The sequence below is a fragment of the Kribbella sp. NPDC049174 genome (assembly GCF_043197365.1).
GTDB lineage: Bacteria > Actinomycetota > Actinomycetes > Propionibacteriales > Kribbellaceae > Kribbella.
In genome coordinates this window covers 20,268-35,490 of sequence record NZ_JBICSZ010000021.1, presented here as the reverse complement: position 1 = coordinate 35,490, position 15,223 = coordinate 20,268, and the positions used below count along the sequence as shown (strand labels likewise).

At 68.3% G+C, this 15,223-nt stretch carries 16 protein-coding genes; 6 read left to right on the top strand and 10 right to left on the bottom strand.

What is annotated here, in order from left to right; translation table 11 throughout:
- Positions 1 to 108: 108 nt before the first annotated feature.
- Complete coding sequence (locus tag ACGFIF_RS43880; RefSeq protein WP_393163803.1) at positions 109 to 1,209, top strand: DUF3866 family protein; 1,101 nt, start codon at positions 109 to 111, stop codon at positions 1,207 to 1,209.
- 31 nt (positions 1,210 to 1,240) lie between these two features.
- A complete protein-coding gene (locus tag ACGFIF_RS43875) occupies positions 1,241 to 1,684 on the top strand; it encodes a hypothetical protein (protein ID WP_393163801.1) in 444 nt (147 codons plus the stop codon).
- A 96-nt stretch (positions 1,685 to 1,780) separates the two neighbouring features.
- Here ACGFIF_RS43875 and ACGFIF_RS43870 read toward each other — a convergent pair whose 3' ends face one another.
- Positions 1,781 to 2,746, bottom strand: coding sequence for an FKBP-type peptidyl-prolyl cis-trans isomerase (locus ACGFIF_RS43870; protein ID WP_393163799.1), 966 nt, complete (start codon positions 2,744 to 2,746; stop codon positions 1,781 to 1,783).
- A gap of 167 nt (positions 2,747 to 2,913) precedes the next feature.
- The gene (pafA, locus tag ACGFIF_RS43865; RefSeq protein WP_132217139.1) at positions 2,914 to 4,275 is read right to left on the bottom strand and encodes a Pup--protein ligase; all 1,362 of its coding nucleotides are present in this window, start codon (positions 4,273 to 4,275) and stop codon (positions 2,914 to 2,916) included.
- Positions 4,276 to 4,471: 196 nt separating this feature from the next.
- On the opposite strand from pafA, the gene ACGFIF_RS43860 reads away from it, so the two are divergent.
- Positions 4,472 to 5,155: a hypothetical protein gene (locus tag ACGFIF_RS43860; RefSeq protein ID WP_393163797.1), complete on the top strand. Its 684-nt coding sequence runs from the start codon at positions 4,472 to 4,474 to the stop codon at positions 5,153 to 5,155.
- Positions 5,156 to 5,170: 15 nt separating this feature from the next.
- Here the strand turns inward: ACGFIF_RS43860 and ACGFIF_RS43855 are convergent, their stop codons facing one another.
- From ACGFIF_RS43855 to ald, 7 genes are all read right to left on the bottom strand, one after another.
- Positions 5,171 to 5,905, bottom strand: a complete 735-nt coding sequence (locus tag ACGFIF_RS43855) for a pseudouridine synthase (protein WP_393163795.1) — start codon at positions 5,903 to 5,905, stop codon at positions 5,171 to 5,173.
- Positions 5,898 to 7,127, bottom strand: coding sequence for an SMC-Scp complex subunit ScpB (scpB, locus tag ACGFIF_RS43850; RefSeq protein ID WP_393163793.1), 1,230 nt, complete (start codon positions 7,125 to 7,127; stop codon positions 5,898 to 5,900). Before scpB ends, ACGFIF_RS43855 begins: the two co-directional genes overlap by 8 nt.
- Positions 7,124 to 8,140: a segregation and condensation protein A gene (locus tag ACGFIF_RS43845; protein ID WP_393163790.1), complete on the bottom strand. Its 1,017-nt coding sequence runs from the start codon at positions 8,138 to 8,140 to the stop codon at positions 7,124 to 7,126. The genes scpB and ACGFIF_RS43845 overlap by 4 nt, the downstream gene beginning before the upstream one ends.
- Complete coding sequence (locus tag ACGFIF_RS43840) at positions 8,137 to 8,517, bottom strand: hypothetical protein (RefSeq protein WP_393163788.1); 381 nt, start codon at positions 8,515 to 8,517, stop codon at positions 8,137 to 8,139. The genes ACGFIF_RS43845 and ACGFIF_RS43840 overlap by 4 nt, the downstream gene beginning before the upstream one ends.
- Positions 8,502 to 9,413, bottom strand: a complete 912-nt coding sequence (locus ACGFIF_RS43835) for a ParA family protein (RefSeq protein ID WP_393163809.1) — start codon at positions 9,411 to 9,413, stop codon at positions 8,502 to 8,504. Before ACGFIF_RS43835 ends, ACGFIF_RS43840 begins: the two co-directional genes overlap by 16 nt.
- A gap of 376 nt (positions 9,414 to 9,789) precedes the next feature.
- A complete protein-coding gene (gene xerD / locus ACGFIF_RS43830; protein WP_393163807.1) occupies positions 9,790 to 10,704 on the bottom strand; it encodes a site-specific tyrosine recombinase XerD in 915 nt (304 codons plus the stop codon).
- Positions 10,705 to 10,724: 20 nt separating this feature from the next.
- Positions 10,725 to 11,840 (bottom strand): alanine dehydrogenase, encoded by a 1,116-nt coding sequence (gene ald / locus ACGFIF_RS43825; RefSeq protein WP_393163786.1) that lies wholly within the window; start codon positions 11,838 to 11,840, stop codon positions 10,725 to 10,727.
- 358 nt (positions 11,841 to 12,198) lie between these two features.
- Here ald and ACGFIF_RS43820 point away from each other — a divergent pair, with 358 nt between their 5' ends.
- From ACGFIF_RS43820 to ACGFIF_RS43810, 3 genes are all read left to right on the top strand, one after another.
- Complete coding sequence (locus ACGFIF_RS43820; protein WP_393163784.1) at positions 12,199 to 12,942, top strand: aminoglycoside phosphotransferase; 744 nt, start codon at positions 12,199 to 12,201, stop codon at positions 12,940 to 12,942.
- A 140-nt stretch (positions 12,943 to 13,082) separates the two neighbouring features.
- Positions 13,083 to 13,913 (top strand): LLM class F420-dependent oxidoreductase, encoded by an 831-nt coding sequence (locus ACGFIF_RS43815; protein ID WP_393163782.1) that lies wholly within the window; start codon positions 13,083 to 13,085, stop codon positions 13,911 to 13,913.
- A 131-nt stretch (positions 13,914 to 14,044) separates the two neighbouring features.
- Positions 14,045 to 14,740 carry a hypothetical protein gene (locus ACGFIF_RS43810; protein WP_393163781.1) on the top strand — a complete coding sequence of 232 codons (696 nt, stop codon included), beginning with the start codon at positions 14,045 to 14,047 and terminating at the stop codon, positions 14,738 to 14,740.
- Between the two features lie 53 nt (positions 14,741 to 14,793).
- Here the strand turns inward: ACGFIF_RS43810 and ACGFIF_RS43805 are convergent, their stop codons facing one another.
- The gene (locus ACGFIF_RS43805; RefSeq protein ID WP_393163779.1) at positions 14,794 to 15,207 is read right to left on the bottom strand and encodes a cupin domain-containing protein; all 414 of its coding nucleotides are present in this window, start codon (positions 15,205 to 15,207) and stop codon (positions 14,794 to 14,796) included.
- Positions 15,208 to 15,223 lie beyond the last annotated feature (16 nt).

Here is a 15,223-nt window from a genome sequence, read left to right as displayed (position 1 = left end):
CGCCAAGACCCCTGAATCGTCACCGATGTCCTGACACATCGAGTGTCACCGATGTCCTGATGCAGAACTGTCACCTATGTCCTGAGACATCACAACTAGAGTCCCGGTGTGATTCGTTGGCGTGACGGTGTGGTGCGTGAGGTCGGGCGGAGCTGGGCCGGAGCAGTTGAACTGAGTGTGACGGTCGGTGAGCAGACTGTGCGCGCCCTCGCCTACCCAGAGCTGGTCGGTACCCCGGTCGCCGGCGACCGGGTGTTGCTGAACGTCGGAGCGCTCGACAAGGGCCTGGGGACGGGCGGGTACGCGCTGGTGGTCGCCGTGCCGGATCGGCTGCCTGCTGACCCACCGGAGCACGGTCACCTGGTCAAGGCTCGCTATACGCCGTTGCAGACGATGGTGCTGGGTGCGGACGAGCAGGACTCACCGGACCACGACGTACTGCGTGATGCGGACGACCTATTCGGTACGCCGGTCGTCGTGGCGGACCTGCACTCGGCGCTGCCCGCCGTACTGGCTGGTGTTTACGAGGCTCGGCCGACCACACGGGTCGTGTACGTGATGACTGATGGTGGGGCGCTGCCACTGGCGTTCTCGCGGACTGTGGCGGCGTTGCGGGACAGTGGGTGGCTGAGCGGGACTGTGACCGTTGGGCAGGCGTACGGCGGCGATCGGGAGGCTGTCACGGTTCACACCGGGCTGCTGACCGCTGTGCATGTGCTGGCGGCGGAGATCGTCGTACTGACGCAGGGGCCGGGCAACCTCGGTACTGGGACTCGGTGGGGGTTCTCTGGGGTGCAGTCGGGTGAGGCGGTCAACGCGGTCGGCACGCTGGGTGGTCGGGCTGTTGCGTCGCTGCGGATCTCAGAGGCCGACCCGCGACCGCGGCACCGGGGTATCTCGCATCACAGCCTCACTGCGTACGGCCGCGTGGCGCTCCAGCCGGCGGATGTCGTCGTACCGGATCTGCCGGGTGAGTTCGGCGATGCGGTCCGGGACGCCGCTGAACCGCTGAAGGCACGGCACCGCGTCGTACGAGTCGGAGTCGACGGGCTGTACGACGCCATGCGGGCAGCGCCGGTGAAGCTGTCGACGATGGGGCGTGACCTCGACGGAGACCGCGCGTACTTCGAAGCCGCCGCGGCCGCCGGCCGTCACGCGGCCGGTCTGGTGGACGTACCACCACCGAGGATGGGGTCTCAGTACTCCTGATTCACAGGGCGTTCGCGGCGACGCTGGAAGCATGGCAACCGTTGCTCCTCCTCAGACACCGCTGACCGCTCACTGGGCGACGTGGATGTGGCTGCTCGCCGTTGGTGCCGGCGTCGCCGAGTCCGTTGTCGGCGCGGTCGTCGCGGTCGGCGACGGGATCTCGATGCCTGCACTGGCCGCGCAGCTCGCCGTTCGCACCCTGGTGTACGGCGGTTTGTTCGTCACCATCGACCGCTTCTTCCGTCGCGGCGTGGCGTGGTCCCGCTATCTCCTGGCCGGTCTGTTGGGCACCGTGGGGCTCGCGTCCCTCGTCTACCAGCCCGTCTCGTGGCTGGCGGAGAATGACCTGACGCAGCTCGACTGGTCCGCCTCGTTCCTCATCTCAGCCACCCTCCGCACCATCCACCTCAGCGCCCTGCTCGCGGCGCTGATCCTGACCTTCCACCCAGACACCAACCGCTGGTTCCACCGCTAGAAAGCCCGAGGGCGGACCCCCACACGGGGAGTCCGCCCTCGAACCACGTTCAACCTGGGGCGGAACGCCACCCCCACCACCCGGCCGCAGGCCGGTTTACTGGCCTTGCTGCTTGGGTGCCGGGAACGCGTTCAGGATGTCGATGACCGCGAAAGCGTTGATCGCCTTGCCCTTGGCGTCCTTCGACGGCGGGAGCTCGACCAGGACACGGCTGCCGACCGGGATACCCGCCAGTCCGTCCAGCGCGCCTGCCTGGCCGCCCGGGCCGGGGCCTACCTGGAGCTGGTCGGTCGGGGCGCCGGGCTGCGCGGGCTGACCGTTGGCGGCCGGCTGGCCGTCCCAGGTGCTGGCCTGCTTCTTGCCGGTGTAGTCGTACACGACGTACCGGCCGACCAGCTGGCTGCCCGCCTCGATCGGCTTGCCCTTGCCGAGCGCGAACACGACCGGCTTACCGGGCTTCGCCGGCGCCTTGGTCCCGGCCGGCACCGCGACCTTCGGCTCGGCGTTCAGCTCGCCGGTGACCTTGATCTTGCTCGCCGCGGAGGTGGCCGGCGTCGCGTCCAGCGGGGTGTCGTTCGCCGCCGCGCCGACCAGGTCGACGACGAAGATCAGCGTGTCGTCACCCTTGATCCCGGCCTGCTCGTTGCCGGTCTCCTTGTAGCCCTTGTCGGACGGGATGGACAGCATCACCCGGCTGCCGATCTTCTTGCCGACCAATCCCTCGTCCCAGCCGGCGATGACACCGCCGATCCCGATCGGGAACGACGACGGCGCACCCCGGTCGTAGGAGTTGTCGAAGACCTTGCCGTCCCGCCAGATCTGGCCGAGGTAGTTCGCGGTGAGCAGCTCGCCCTTCTTGACCTCCGGCCCGTCGCCCTCCTTGAGGACCTCGGTCACCAGTGTCTTCTCCGGGTCGCCCTCGCGATGGGTGACGGTCGGCTTCTGGCCGAACTCCGAGGTCACCTTGATCCCGCCGGCACCGAACTCCGGTTCCTCGGAGCCACAGGCGACCAGCCCGGACCCGAGCGCCGCCACCGCGACCAGACTCAACAACTTGCGCACGAACGAGCACCTCAAAACATCCCGGCGCGGTCCGCGCCGAATCGACTCAGGGGCAACAACGCCGCCCACCCTAGCCTGCACCCCCAACAACGCCACTGTCCGCATGCGTCACCGTTAGGTCACACCACGTACGGTCACAGCCCGACGGAGACCGGGACGAGCAGCACTCACATGCTGGCGATGAGTTTTTCGACTCGTTCGTCATGGGACTTGAACGGGTCCTTGCACAAAACGGTGCGCTGGGCCTGGTCGTTCAGCTTGAGGTGGACCCAGTCGACGGTGAAGTCGCGGCGGCGCTCCTGCGCACGCTTGATGAACTCACCGCGCAGCCGCGCCCGGGTCGTCTGCGGCGGCACCGACTTGGCCTCGAAGATGCGCAGGTCGTCGACCACGCGGGTGACCGCGCCCTTGCGCTCGAGCAGGTAATACAGACCGCGCGGCCGGTGGATGTCGTGGTACGCCAGGTCGAGTTGCGCGACCCGCGGGCTGGCCAGACCGAGGTTGTTCTGCGACCGGTAGCGCTCGATCAGGCGGTACTTGATCACCCAGTCGATCTCGCGCTCGATCCCGCTCAGGTCGCCGGACTCGATCGCCTTCAGCGTCCGCTCCCACAACGACAGCGCCCGCTCGACGGCCGGCGTCCCGAGCTCGCGGCGGTCGACGAAGTCACGTGCCTTGCTCAGGTATTCGCCCTGGATGTCGAGGGCACTCGCCTCGCGACCGTTCGCCAGCCGGACCTCGCGGCGGCCGGTCATGTCGTGGCTGATCTCACGGATCGCCCGGATCGGGTTGTCCAGGGTCAGATCGCGCATCACGATGCCGGCCTCGATCATCCGCAGGACCAGGTCGGTGCTGGCCACCTTGAGCAGCATGGTCGTCTCGGACATGTTCGAGTCGCCGACGATCACGTGCAGCCGGCGGAACCGCTCGGCGTCCGCGTGCGGCTCGTCCCGGGTGTTGATGATGGGGCGGGACCGCGTGGTCGCGCTCGAGACCCCTTCCCAGATGTGCTCGGCGCGCTGGCTGACGGAGTACACGGCACCGCGCGGTGTCTGCAGCACCTTGCCGGCGCCGCAGATCAGCTGGCGGGTGACGAGGAACGGGATGAGTACGTCGGCCAGCTTGGCGAAGTCGCCGTGCCGGCTGACCAGGTAGTTCTCGTGGCAGCCGTAGCTGTTGCCGGCCGAGTCGGTGTTGTTCTTGAACAGGTAGACGTCGCCGAAGATGCCCTCGTCGTGCAGCCGCTTCTGCGCGTCGACCAGCAGACCCTCGAGGATCCGCTCACCGGCCTTGTCGTGCGCGATCAGGTCGGTGACCGAGTCGCACTCACCGGTCGCGTACTCCGGGTGGGAGCCCACGTCGAGGTAGAGCCGTGCCCCGTTGCGGAGGAAGACGTTGCTGCTCCGCCCCCAGGACACGACGCGCCGAAACAGGTACCGCGCCACCTCGTCGGGGGTCAGTCGGCGCTGACCGCGAAAGGTACACGTGACGCCGTACTCGTTCTCCAGACCGAAGATTCGCCGGTTCACACACCCACACTACGTGGCAGCTCCGACAACCGGGCCATGTCTCAGGCGCGCCGTTTCACGGCGTTATCCCTTTGATGTCAACCGTCCCTGGATCGAGCACGATGTCGAGGCCGGTCCAGACCGGTGGGTGGATCTTCGGGTGGAGGTCCGATCGACAGTAGTGACGACGGTGGTTGCGACTGCCAGCGTCGACGTCATGAGGAGACGAACCTTCACCATCGCTGTCGCATCATCCGTTCTGGCCGGCGCTCTGTCGGTACCGGCGTACGCCCGGCGCGCTGACCTGACACTGAGGCTGCCAGCACCGACTGGACCGTGGAGAGTCGGTACGACGACTCGCCACCTGGTGGACCGTGATCGGTCCGATCCTTGGAACGGTGCGACGACGCGTGAGCTGATGACCACGGTGTTCTACCCGCCGGCCGCCGTACGCGGGTATCCGCTTGCTGCTCACCTCACGCCGGCCGCGGCCGCGTTGTTCAAGGGTCTCGACGCCGGCATCCTGCATCCGGAGCTGCCGACCAGTGGCGTCGACTGGGCGGCCACGATGACGCACTCGTACGTCGATGCGCCCGCGATTCCTGTACGACGTCCCGTCCTGCTGTACAGCCCGGGGGGCGCGGACCCGCGGACGATCGCACCTCGGGCGGCACCTCGATCGTCCGGTCACCAGCGCCGGCTGGGCCAAGCGCGCGGTGTACACCGGGTACACGTCGGTGAAGACGATGGCACTGATCAGCCAGACCGCGACGTACGACACCTTGCTGGCCAACACGTACGGCGGCGCGCTCTACACCATCCGCATCCCGCTGTCGGGGACTCGGTGGTGAAGAAGTACTACCCCAACCCGCCGTACGACGGAAACCTCTTCGGCGAGTGATCCCCTGACCTGCCGTCAGAGGTCGACCAGGTCGAGGAGCTGGCCGAGTTCTTTGGGGTCGAGTTCGCGGAGGTCGCCGGTGTGGAGGTTGCCGCGGCGGACCGGGCCGATGGCGGTGCGGGTGAGGCGTTTGACCGGGTGGCCGACGGCGTCGAACATGCGGCGGACGATGCGGTTGCGGCCCTCGTGCAGGCTGATCTGGATCAGGGTGCGGCCGCGGATGCTGGAGACCACCTTGACGGTGTCGGCCTGGGCCGGGCCGTCGTCGAGTTCGATGCCGTCGAGGAGGCTGCGCAGGACAGCCGGCTTCACGTTGCCGTCGACTTCGGCGACGTACGTCTTGGAGACCTCGTACGACGGGTGCGTCAGGCGGTGCGCGAACTCGCCGTGGTTGGTGAGCAGCAGCAGGCCCTCGGTGTCGGTGTCGAGGCGGCCGATGTGGAACAGGCGCTCCGGGCGGTCCTGGACGTAGTCGGCGATGCACGGGCGGCCTTGCGGGTCCGACATCGTGGTGACGACGCCGCGGGGTTTGTTGAGCACCAGGTACACGTGGGCGCTGGTCGGCGGGATGCGTTCACCGTCGACCCGGATCACCGAGACAGCCGGATCCACCCGCATCCCGAACTCGGTCACCACCGCACCGTCAACCTCGACCCGGCCTTCCTCGATCAGGATCTCAGCACTCCGCCGGCTGGCCACCCCCGCCTGAGCCAGCACCTTCTGCAGCCGAATCCCCTCCTGCTCACCCATCCCGCCGCCCATCCCCAAACCCGGAATACTCAGCGGTCCCACGGTGGCCGGCAGCCTCGCCTTCCTCAGACGGCTGAAGCTCGCCCTCGTCCGCGGTCGACCCGGCAGGCTCGACTTCTTCAGACGGCTCGAGCTCGCCCGGCTCATGCTCAACATCCAACTCGACCGGCTCGTCGGTGCTCAGATCACCATCAACCCCGGTGTCACCCTCGCGTGACTCGTCGGTGCTCAGATCACCGTCGACCCCGGTGTCACCCTCGCCGGCCTCGTCGGTTGGCTCCTCGGTGGGGGCGCTCTCCTCGGGGGATGCCGGGGGGAGGGTTTGGGCGGCTAGTTCGTCTTCTATGTCGTCCATGTCGGGGAGGTACGGCGCCAGCTCGGGGAGGTCGTCCAGGGACTGCATGCCCATGCGTTCCAGGAAGTACGACGTGGTGCGGTACAGGGTCGCCTGGGACTCGGTGTCGGCGCCGGCCTCCTCGACCAGGCCGCGGGCGACGAGCGTACGCATCACGCCGTCGACGTTCACCCCACGGATCGCGGAGACCCGGGCGCGGCTGACCGGCTGCTTGTACGCGACCACCGCGAGCGTCTCCAGCGCGGCCTGGGTGAGCCGCGCCTGCTGCCCGTCGAGGACGAACCGCTCCACGTACGGCGCCGCCTCCACGCGCGTGTAGTAACGCCAGCCGCCGCCCACCTCACGCAGGTCGAACCCACGCCCCTGCTCGTTGTACTCCTCGGCCAACGCCTCCAACGCCGATGCCACATCTCCGGTCGGCCGCCCGACCGCCCGAGCCAGCGTCAGCACCGGCAACGGCTCGTCCGTCACCATCAGAATCGCCTCGAGCGCCCGCCGCATCGTCTCGTCATCGATGACAACTTCATCCCCGACCGGCACCTCGGTCTGCCCAGGCGGCAGGTAATCCTCGTCCCCCGGTACGTCGGCGACGTCGTCAGCCGTGGAGTCACCCTCGGCGGACGAGGTGCCAGCGTCCTCGGCATCCGTAGCACCAGAATCCGTGCCGGCAGCCTCGGAGGCAGGCGCATCAGCCGTCGCCTGCTCAGCGTCCGCGGCGTCTCCAGCCGCTTCGGCGTCCCCGTCCGCGTCATCATCCTCAACGCCTCCGTCGACGAAGCTTGCGGTTTCGGGTTCCGACGGGTCGACCGTGTCCTCGGCTGGCTCGGGCGTGGTGTCCGGGGCGGTCGGGGTGTGTTGTTCGGTCACTGGTTCACCGTCTCGTCGGGTCCTTCGGAGGGCTGGGCGGTGTCCTCGGGGTTGTCGTCTTCGGTCAGGCTCTCACCGGATTCGAGGAAGTCCACCTCGTCGGAGACCTCGGGTGCCTCGCCCTCCTCGGATTCGGGTTTGGCGACCTCGTCGAACTCGTCGCTGACGTCGATCTCGCCCTCGTCCGAGCCGGTCCAGCGGATCGTGAGCTCTCCCAGCGGCGTCACCTGGTCGAACGAGACCGCCGCCTCCCGGAACAGCTCCAGCAGCGCCAGGAACCGGCACACCGTCGTCACCGTGTCCGGCGAGTCCGACACGAGCGCGCGGAACGTCGTACTGCGCTGTCGCCGCAACCGGTCAACGATCACCAAAGCCTGCTCGCGGACCGTCACCGCCGGCGCATGCAGGTGGGCCAGCGACACACCTTCGGGTACGTCGGTCTTCGGCGCGAGCGCACGTGCCGCCAGCGCCGCGAGACCGGCCGGGTCGATCCCCAGCAGCACCTCGGGCAACAGCTCCGCGAACTGCGATTCCATCCCCACGGCCCGTGGGAAGCGTTTGGACTCGGCCGCCATCCGCTCCTGCATCAGCGCCGCGATCTGCTTGAACGCGCGGTACTGCAGCAGTCGCGCGAACAGCAGGTCCCGTGCCTCCAGCAGCGCCAGGTCCTCGGAGTCCTCGACCTCACCCTTCGGCAGCAGCCGGGCCGCCTTCAGGTCCAGCAGCGTCGCCGCGATCAGCAGGAACTCCGACGTCTGGTCCAGGTCCCACTCGGACCCCAGCGCCTTGATGTGCGCGATGAAGTCGTCGGTGATCACCGACAAGGCGATCTCGGTGATGTCCAGCTTGTGCTTGCTGATCAGTTGCAGCAGCAGGTCGAACGGGCCCTCGAAGTTCACCAGGTGAACACTGAACCCCTTGCCCTCGGCAACAGTCGGCACGGCGGCATCGTCCGCCGTACCCACCGACGACGGCAGGTCCAGCGGCAGTGACGCCGAGTCCGACGAGCTCATTCCGAGGCCTTGAGCCGCCGTACCAGCACCGAGTCCGGCCCGTGGTCGACGAAGTCGGCCAGCAGGACGTCGATCGCCTCACGGACGATCCGGCCGCGGTCCGCGGACAGACCGTGCTCCTTGCGCAGCGCGAGGCGCGCTTGTTCCAGGCCGATCAGCTCCTCCTCCGTCACGTACACGGTGATCTTCGTGTCGTGCCGGATCCGGCCGCTGGACTTGCGGTCGTCGACCACGGCCGTGCTCGACCGCCCGTTCGGTGACGGGCGGTCGGCCAACGCCGATCCGTCTGGAGTGGTGCGCTTCTCGGGTCTGGTCTGCTTCGGTGCCGCACCCCCGAAGAGTTCACTGGCACCTGGCAGGCTCACCCGGCGGGACAACGCGCCAGCACCTCCTTGGCAAGGTCGCGGTACTGGGTAGCCGCTTGGGACGATGGCGCGTACGTCGTGATCGGTTCGCCGACGACCGTGGTCTCGGGGAACTTGACGGTACGCCGGATGACAGTGTGGAAGACGCGTTCGTCGAACGCCTGGACGACCCGGTCCAGCACCTCGCGGGCATGCGTGGTGCGGCCGTCGAACATGGTGCCGAGGATGCCGACGATCTCGAGCTTCGGGTTCAGCCGGTCCTGCACCTTGCCGATCGTGTCGGTCAGCATCGCCAGTCCGCGCAGCGCGAAGAACTCGCACTCCAGCGGTACGACGATGCCGTTGGACGCGGTCAGCGCGTTCACGGTGAGCAGGCCGAGTGACGGCGCGCAGTCGATCAGGATCACGTCGTAGTTCGGGATGATCGGCTCGAGCACGCGCTGCAGGGTGTACTCGCGGGCGACCTCCTGGACCAACTGCACCTCGGCCGCGGACAGGTCGATGTTGGCCGGCAGCAGGTCGAGGTTCTCCACCCGGGTCGGCCGGATCACCTCGTCCGGGGTGATGTCGCGCTGCATCAGTAGGTTGTAGACCGAGATGTCCAGGTCGTGCGGCTGCACGCCGAGGCCGATCGAGGCCGAGCCCTGCGGGTCGAAGTCGATCAGCAGCACCTTGCGGCCGGTCTCGGCGATCGCCGCGCCGAGGTTGATCGTGGTGGTGGTCTTGCCGACGCCACCCTTCTGGTTGCACATCGCGATCACCTGCGCCGGGCCGGTCTTCGTCGGCGGCAGCGGCACGGGCAGGTCGGGAACGGGCCGACCGGTCGGCCCGATCTTGTTCCTCGGGCCGTGCGCGTCATTCACAGGTGCGATGTCCTCCGCGGTCAGCTTGGCCGTTGGCCGTGGCATCTCCGCATAGTTCTCGGGTGGGGTCAGGTTGCGCTGCGGCTGGGGCGTGGCAGCAGGCTGGGTGACCGTCGGCGCGATCGGTTGGGCCGGCGACGGGAACTGCTCGGTGCCCGGGAATGTCGACTCGTTCATGACTCGTCAAACCTTTCAACCGATACGGGCGATCCCAGCGACTGTAAGCGTGCATTCAAGCACTCTCAACCAGCCACTCCGCACCGGGGTGGGGTGGTTTGTCGACAAAGCTCCGGACCCGGCCGATCACCGCCTCAGCGTGACCAACCGTAACCAGATGATCGCATACCGTCCCCGAATTGCCCGCATCGGGTCCTACCGTTTCACGACCCGGTTGTCCGACGCGAACCAGGTCGAGCAGACCCTACGACGACAGGGCGCGCGGGTGGGAGGTCGCGTAGACCTCGCGGAGTTTGTCGACGGTGACGAGGGTGTAGACCTGGGTCGTGGTGACCGAGGCGTGGCCCAGGAGCTCCTGGACGACTCGGACGTCGGCGCCGCCGTCGAGGAGGTGGGTGGCGAAGGAGTGGCGCAAGGTGTGCGGTGAGATCTCCTTGGCGATGCCGGCTCGTTGGGCGGCACGTCGCAGTACGGTCCAGGCGCTTTGGCGCGACAGGCGGCCGCCGCGGGCGTTGAGGAACAAGGCCGGCGTGCCGCGACCGCGTCGTACCAGGTCGGGACGGCCGCGGACCTGGTACGCCGACAGCGCGTCGCGGGCGTAGGACCCGACCGGGACCACGCGTTCCTTGCTGCCCTTGCCCCGGAGCAGCACCGCACCGGCCTCGAGATCGACGTCGTCCACATCGAGCCCGACGGCCTCCGAGATCCGCGCACCCGTGCCGTACAGGAACTCGAGCAACGCCGCGTCCCGGGTCGCCAGTACGGCGGGCTCCGCTTCGGCACCCGCGGCCGCGGTGAGGATCCGGGTGACCTCGTCGACGGAGAGGGCCTTGGGCAACCGTTGCGGCGGCGCCGGCGGCTTCACCGCAGCCGCCGGATCCACCGCGGTCAGACCCTCACGCAGACAGAAGCGATGAAACCCCCGGACGGCGACCACGGTCCGGCCGGCCGATGACGCGGTCAGCGGCTGATGATCCGCATCGCCTTCCCGCAACCGCATCAGGAAGTCGCTCACCACGGCCTCCGAGATCCGCCCGAGCGCATCGATCCCGGCGTCCGCGAGATAGGCGTCGTACCGGCGAAGATCCCGCCGGTACGACGCCAACGTGTTGGCGGCCAGCCCGCGCTCGACCGTCAGATGGTCGAGGTACGAGCCGATCGCACGGGTGATGTCCCGGCTCAGACCAGCACCTCGTCGAGCTTCAGCTGGGACAGGTCGTGGGCGTCGGCAACAGGTCCGTAGGTGACGTGCCCCTCGAACGTGTTCAGGCCGAGCGCGAGGCTGTGGTCCTGCTTCATCGCCTCCCGCCAGCCCAGGTTCGCCAGCTCGATCGCGTACGGCAGCGTCACGTTGGTGAGCGCGTACGTCGACGTGTTCGGCACCGCACCCGGCATGTTCGCGACGCAGTAGAACAGCGAGTTGTGGACCTGGTAGACCGGGTCCGCGTGCGTCGTCGGGCGCGAGTCCTCGAAGCAGCCGCCCTGGTCGATGGCGATATCGCAGAGCACGCTGCCCGGCTTCATCCGCCGGACCATCTCGTTGGTGACGATCTTCGGCGCCTTCGCCCCCGGCACCAGCACCGCGCCGATCACCAGGTCGGCCTCGAGCACCGCGCGCTCGATCTCGTACGAGTTCGCGGCGATCGTGAGCAGGTGACCCTGGTAGATCCGGTCGGCCTCGCGCAGCCGGGCGATGTTGCGGTCGAACAGCTGCACCTGTGCCTGCATGCCGAGCGCGATCGCGGCCGCGTTCATCCCGGCGACACCCGCGCCGATGATCACGACCCGGGCCGGGTGCACGCCTGAGACGCCGCCCATCAGGACACCGCGACCACCACCGCTGCGCATCAGGTGGTAGGCACCCGCCTGCGGTGCGAGCCGGCCGGCCACCTCGCTCATCGGGGCCAGCAGCGGCAGCGAACCGTCCGGAAGCTGAACCGTCTCGTACGCGATCCCGGTGATGCCGGACTTCAGCAGCGCCTCGGTGCAGTCGGTGCTCGCGGCCAGGTGCAGGTAGGTGAACAGGACCTGGTCCCGCCGCAACCGGTGGTACTCCTCCGCCACCGGCTCCTTCACCTTGAGCACCAGCTCCGCGTCCAGCCAGACGTCGTCCGCGGTCGGCACGATCCGTGCCCCCGCCGCGACGAACTCGTCATCGGGGATCAGCGAACCGTCCCCCGCGCCTTGCTCGATCAGAACCTCGTGCCCGCTGCGCACGAACTCGTGCACTCCGGACGGGGTGATGGCCACCCGGTACTCGTGGTTCTTGACTTCCTTCGGAACTCCGACCTTCACAACTCGCCCTTCTTTCCATTCCAGGTGTGCGGCCCACGTCGTTGTGTCCGCGGCCCGGCGGTGAGGGGTGTGCTGCCAGGTCGCTGCCGAGTGTAAGCCCGCGAGGTCCATACCACCTGACCGGATGGTCCTATCGGGTGGAGACTCGCGGAACCGTTGCCCAGCGGTTCGGTTACACTCCTATAAGACGCTGTCGCGCGCCGTGACGTTCACACCGGAATCCCTTGCCCGGCAGGCTTTGCGCAATCTTGACGCAATCTCTACCTCCCCCCTTAACGCCAGTTTTGCACTGCGCCCAAGAGCAGCCGTCCGCGCTCTTCGGTACCCCTGATTGAAACGCTTACTGGAAGGTTCTGACATGAGCGAGGAGATCGCCCTCCCGGGTGGCAATGTCGGCGGCGCGGTCCGGGCCGGCGACACGGTCCGCCGCGCCACCGGTCCGTGGACGCCGGCGGTTCATGGATTGCTCAACTACCTCGCCGACGCCGGACTGACCGGCGTCCCGCGGGTCCTCGGCTTCGACGAGCGCGGCCGCGAGATCCTGGACTACCTCCCGGGTACGTCGTACGGCGAGGACGTCCCCGACGACGTGCTGGCGGACGCGATGTGCTGGCTGGCCGAGTACCACCGGGTCGTCGCGTCGTACCGGCCGCAGGGCGAGATCGTCTGGCGGACGAGTCGTGGTGAACTCGCGGCCGACCAGATCATCTGCATGCACGACTACGGTTGGTACAACTGGATCGGCACCGCGGCCGGGTTCAGCGGCGTGATCGACTGGGACATGGCCGGACCGGGCGTCCCGCTCGACGACATCGCCTTCACCGCGTGGAACACCGCGCCGCTCGCGATGCCGGGCGACCCGGCGTACCAGGCCGCTCGCCTGCGGTTGATGGCTTCCGCGTACGGCGACACCTTCACGCCGCTGCAGATCCTCGAAGGCGCACCGATCCGCGCGCAGCGGTCAGCACGCGTCATCCGTGCCGGGCAGCAAGCCGGCGACCCCGGCATGCTCAACCTCGGCAAGGTCGGCGAACCGGACCGCACCGAGCACCGCCTGAAGGACCTCCAACGCCGCATCCCGGAGATCGCCGCACACCTGTAGCTACAAGACCGGTCCACATGATGGTTGCGGGAGCAATGATCATTGAGTGCCGGCTTGGTCGTCGGGGACACTGGCGCTGGTGTCGAAACGGCCGCTCTCCGCCTGGAGCTGCACCACGGGAAGTGACGAGAGGAGTACGCGTGGCGGTAGAACTTGGACGCTTCGGGGTCTGGCACGGGCCCCAGCACTGGGGTCCGGAACTGGCGGCGGGGCTGGAGCAGGCGGGGTACGGCGCGCTCTGGCTGGGCGCCTCTCCGGACGCCGGCCTGCGCGATGCCGAAGTGTTGCTGGCGTCAACGAACTCGGTTGCCGTCGGCACCAGCATCGTGAACATGTGGAAATCGCCGGCGGCCGACGTGGCCGCCTCGTACCACCGGCTGGAGGACGAGCACCCGGGCCGGTTCCTGCTGGGCGTCGGTATCGGTCACCCGGAGCGCACCGGCGAGTACAAGTCGCCGTACGAGACGATCGTGAGCTACCTGGACGATCTGGACGACGCCAAGGTGCCGGCCGACCGGCGGGCGCTGGCCGCACTCGGCCCGAAGGTGCTGCACGTCGCCGGTGCACGGACCGCCGGCGCCCTGCCGTACCTGACCACACCGGAGCACACCCGTGAAGCCCGTCGTACCCTCGGCGGCGGTGTCCTGCTCGCACCTGAGCAGAAGGTCGTCCTCGAGACTGACGACGAGATCGCACGGACGACGGGCCGCGACTACCTGGCGTCGTACCTGCAACTGCGCAACTACCGGTCGAACCTGAAGCGCCTCGGCTTCACCGACGCCGACCTCGACGACGGCGGCAGCGACCGGCTCGTCGACGCGCTGGTCCTGCACGGCTCGGCGGTCGAGATCGCCGAGGGTCTGAACGCCCACCTGCAAGCCGGCGCCGACCACGTCGCGGTCCAGCAGCTCGGACGGGAGGGGATCGATCTGCTGCCCGGGTACGAGGCGTTGGCAACCGTTCTCCAGTAGGTCGTGACGGGACCGTCCGGCGAGGCGCCTGTTCGCCGGACGGACCCTCTTGACGGCCGCCCAGAGCGGAGGAACATCAGCAGTAGACGCACCGTATTTCGCGGTGTGTCGCGCACTGGAGGTGTTTCCCCATGACTGAGCGACACGAGTTGCGTTGGGGCGGCTTCGCCGGACTGGCCTTCGTCGTCCTGGCACTCCTGGGCAGGTTCCTGCCCGGCAACCTACCCACCGTCGACGAGTCCGAGGGCACGATCACGAGCTTCCTCAACGACACCCGGACGTCGATGCTGATCAGCGCGCTGGCGTGGACCGCCGCGGCCGGACTGATCATCTGGTTCGCCTCCGCCTTCGCCGAGGCGATGCGGGAGCGGGACGAGCGCAGCGATGTCCACCTCGCGCTGCTCGCCGGATCGGTGCTGGTGGGCAGCGCGATCTTCGTGACCGCGGGTCTGACCGCCGCGACCGCCTACAGCATCGACGGCCGGGGCGCCGCGATCACCATCATGTTGTACGAACTCACCGCGGTGATGACGACGATGATCGGCTTCGCCGCCACCCTGCCGCTGGCCGCGGCCGGGATCGGCGTACTGCGCACTCACCTGATGCCCAACTGGCTCGGCTACCTGGCCCTGGTGGCCGCGGTGGTGTCGTTCCTCGGCGCGTTCGGCGTGTTCGCGACCGATGGCAACTTCGTGGCCGGCGGCTTCCTGATGACCGGCGTCCCGTTGCTGCTGTCGGCGGCCTGGATCGCCTGCGCCGGCGGCTACATGGTCCGCGAGCACTTGCCGGAGGTGACGGCGGGCGAGGGCATCGTGCCGCAGACCTGAGTCCTGGCGTCCTCCGGGACGATGTGCCCCTGACTCGTCCCGGAGGGCCCTCCCTAGCGCAGGGTGAAATCGGCGAAGTCGAAACCCGGCGAGACGATGCACGACACCAGCACCGGCTGATCACCGGCCGGCCGCGCCGCCTGCCAAGCCCCCGCCGGTACGACGACCTGCGGGCGCTCCCCCGCGCCGACCTCCGGGCCCAGCGTCACCGTCGCGACCGGCTCCTCGCCGTACTCCAGGATCAACGGCCCGCCCGAGTGCCACAACCACACCTCGGCCGACCGGACCCGATGCCACCGGGACTCCTCGCCCGGCGCCAGCAGGAAGTAGATCGCGGTCGCACTGGCCCGCTCGCCGTCGTACCCGGCCGGTGTGAAGGTGACCTCCGACCGCCAGGTCTCCTTATACCAACCGCCTTCGGGGTGCGGGTCCATCTCCAGCAGCTCGGCCAATTCAGGCTTGTCCATGAAGTCCATTGTCGAA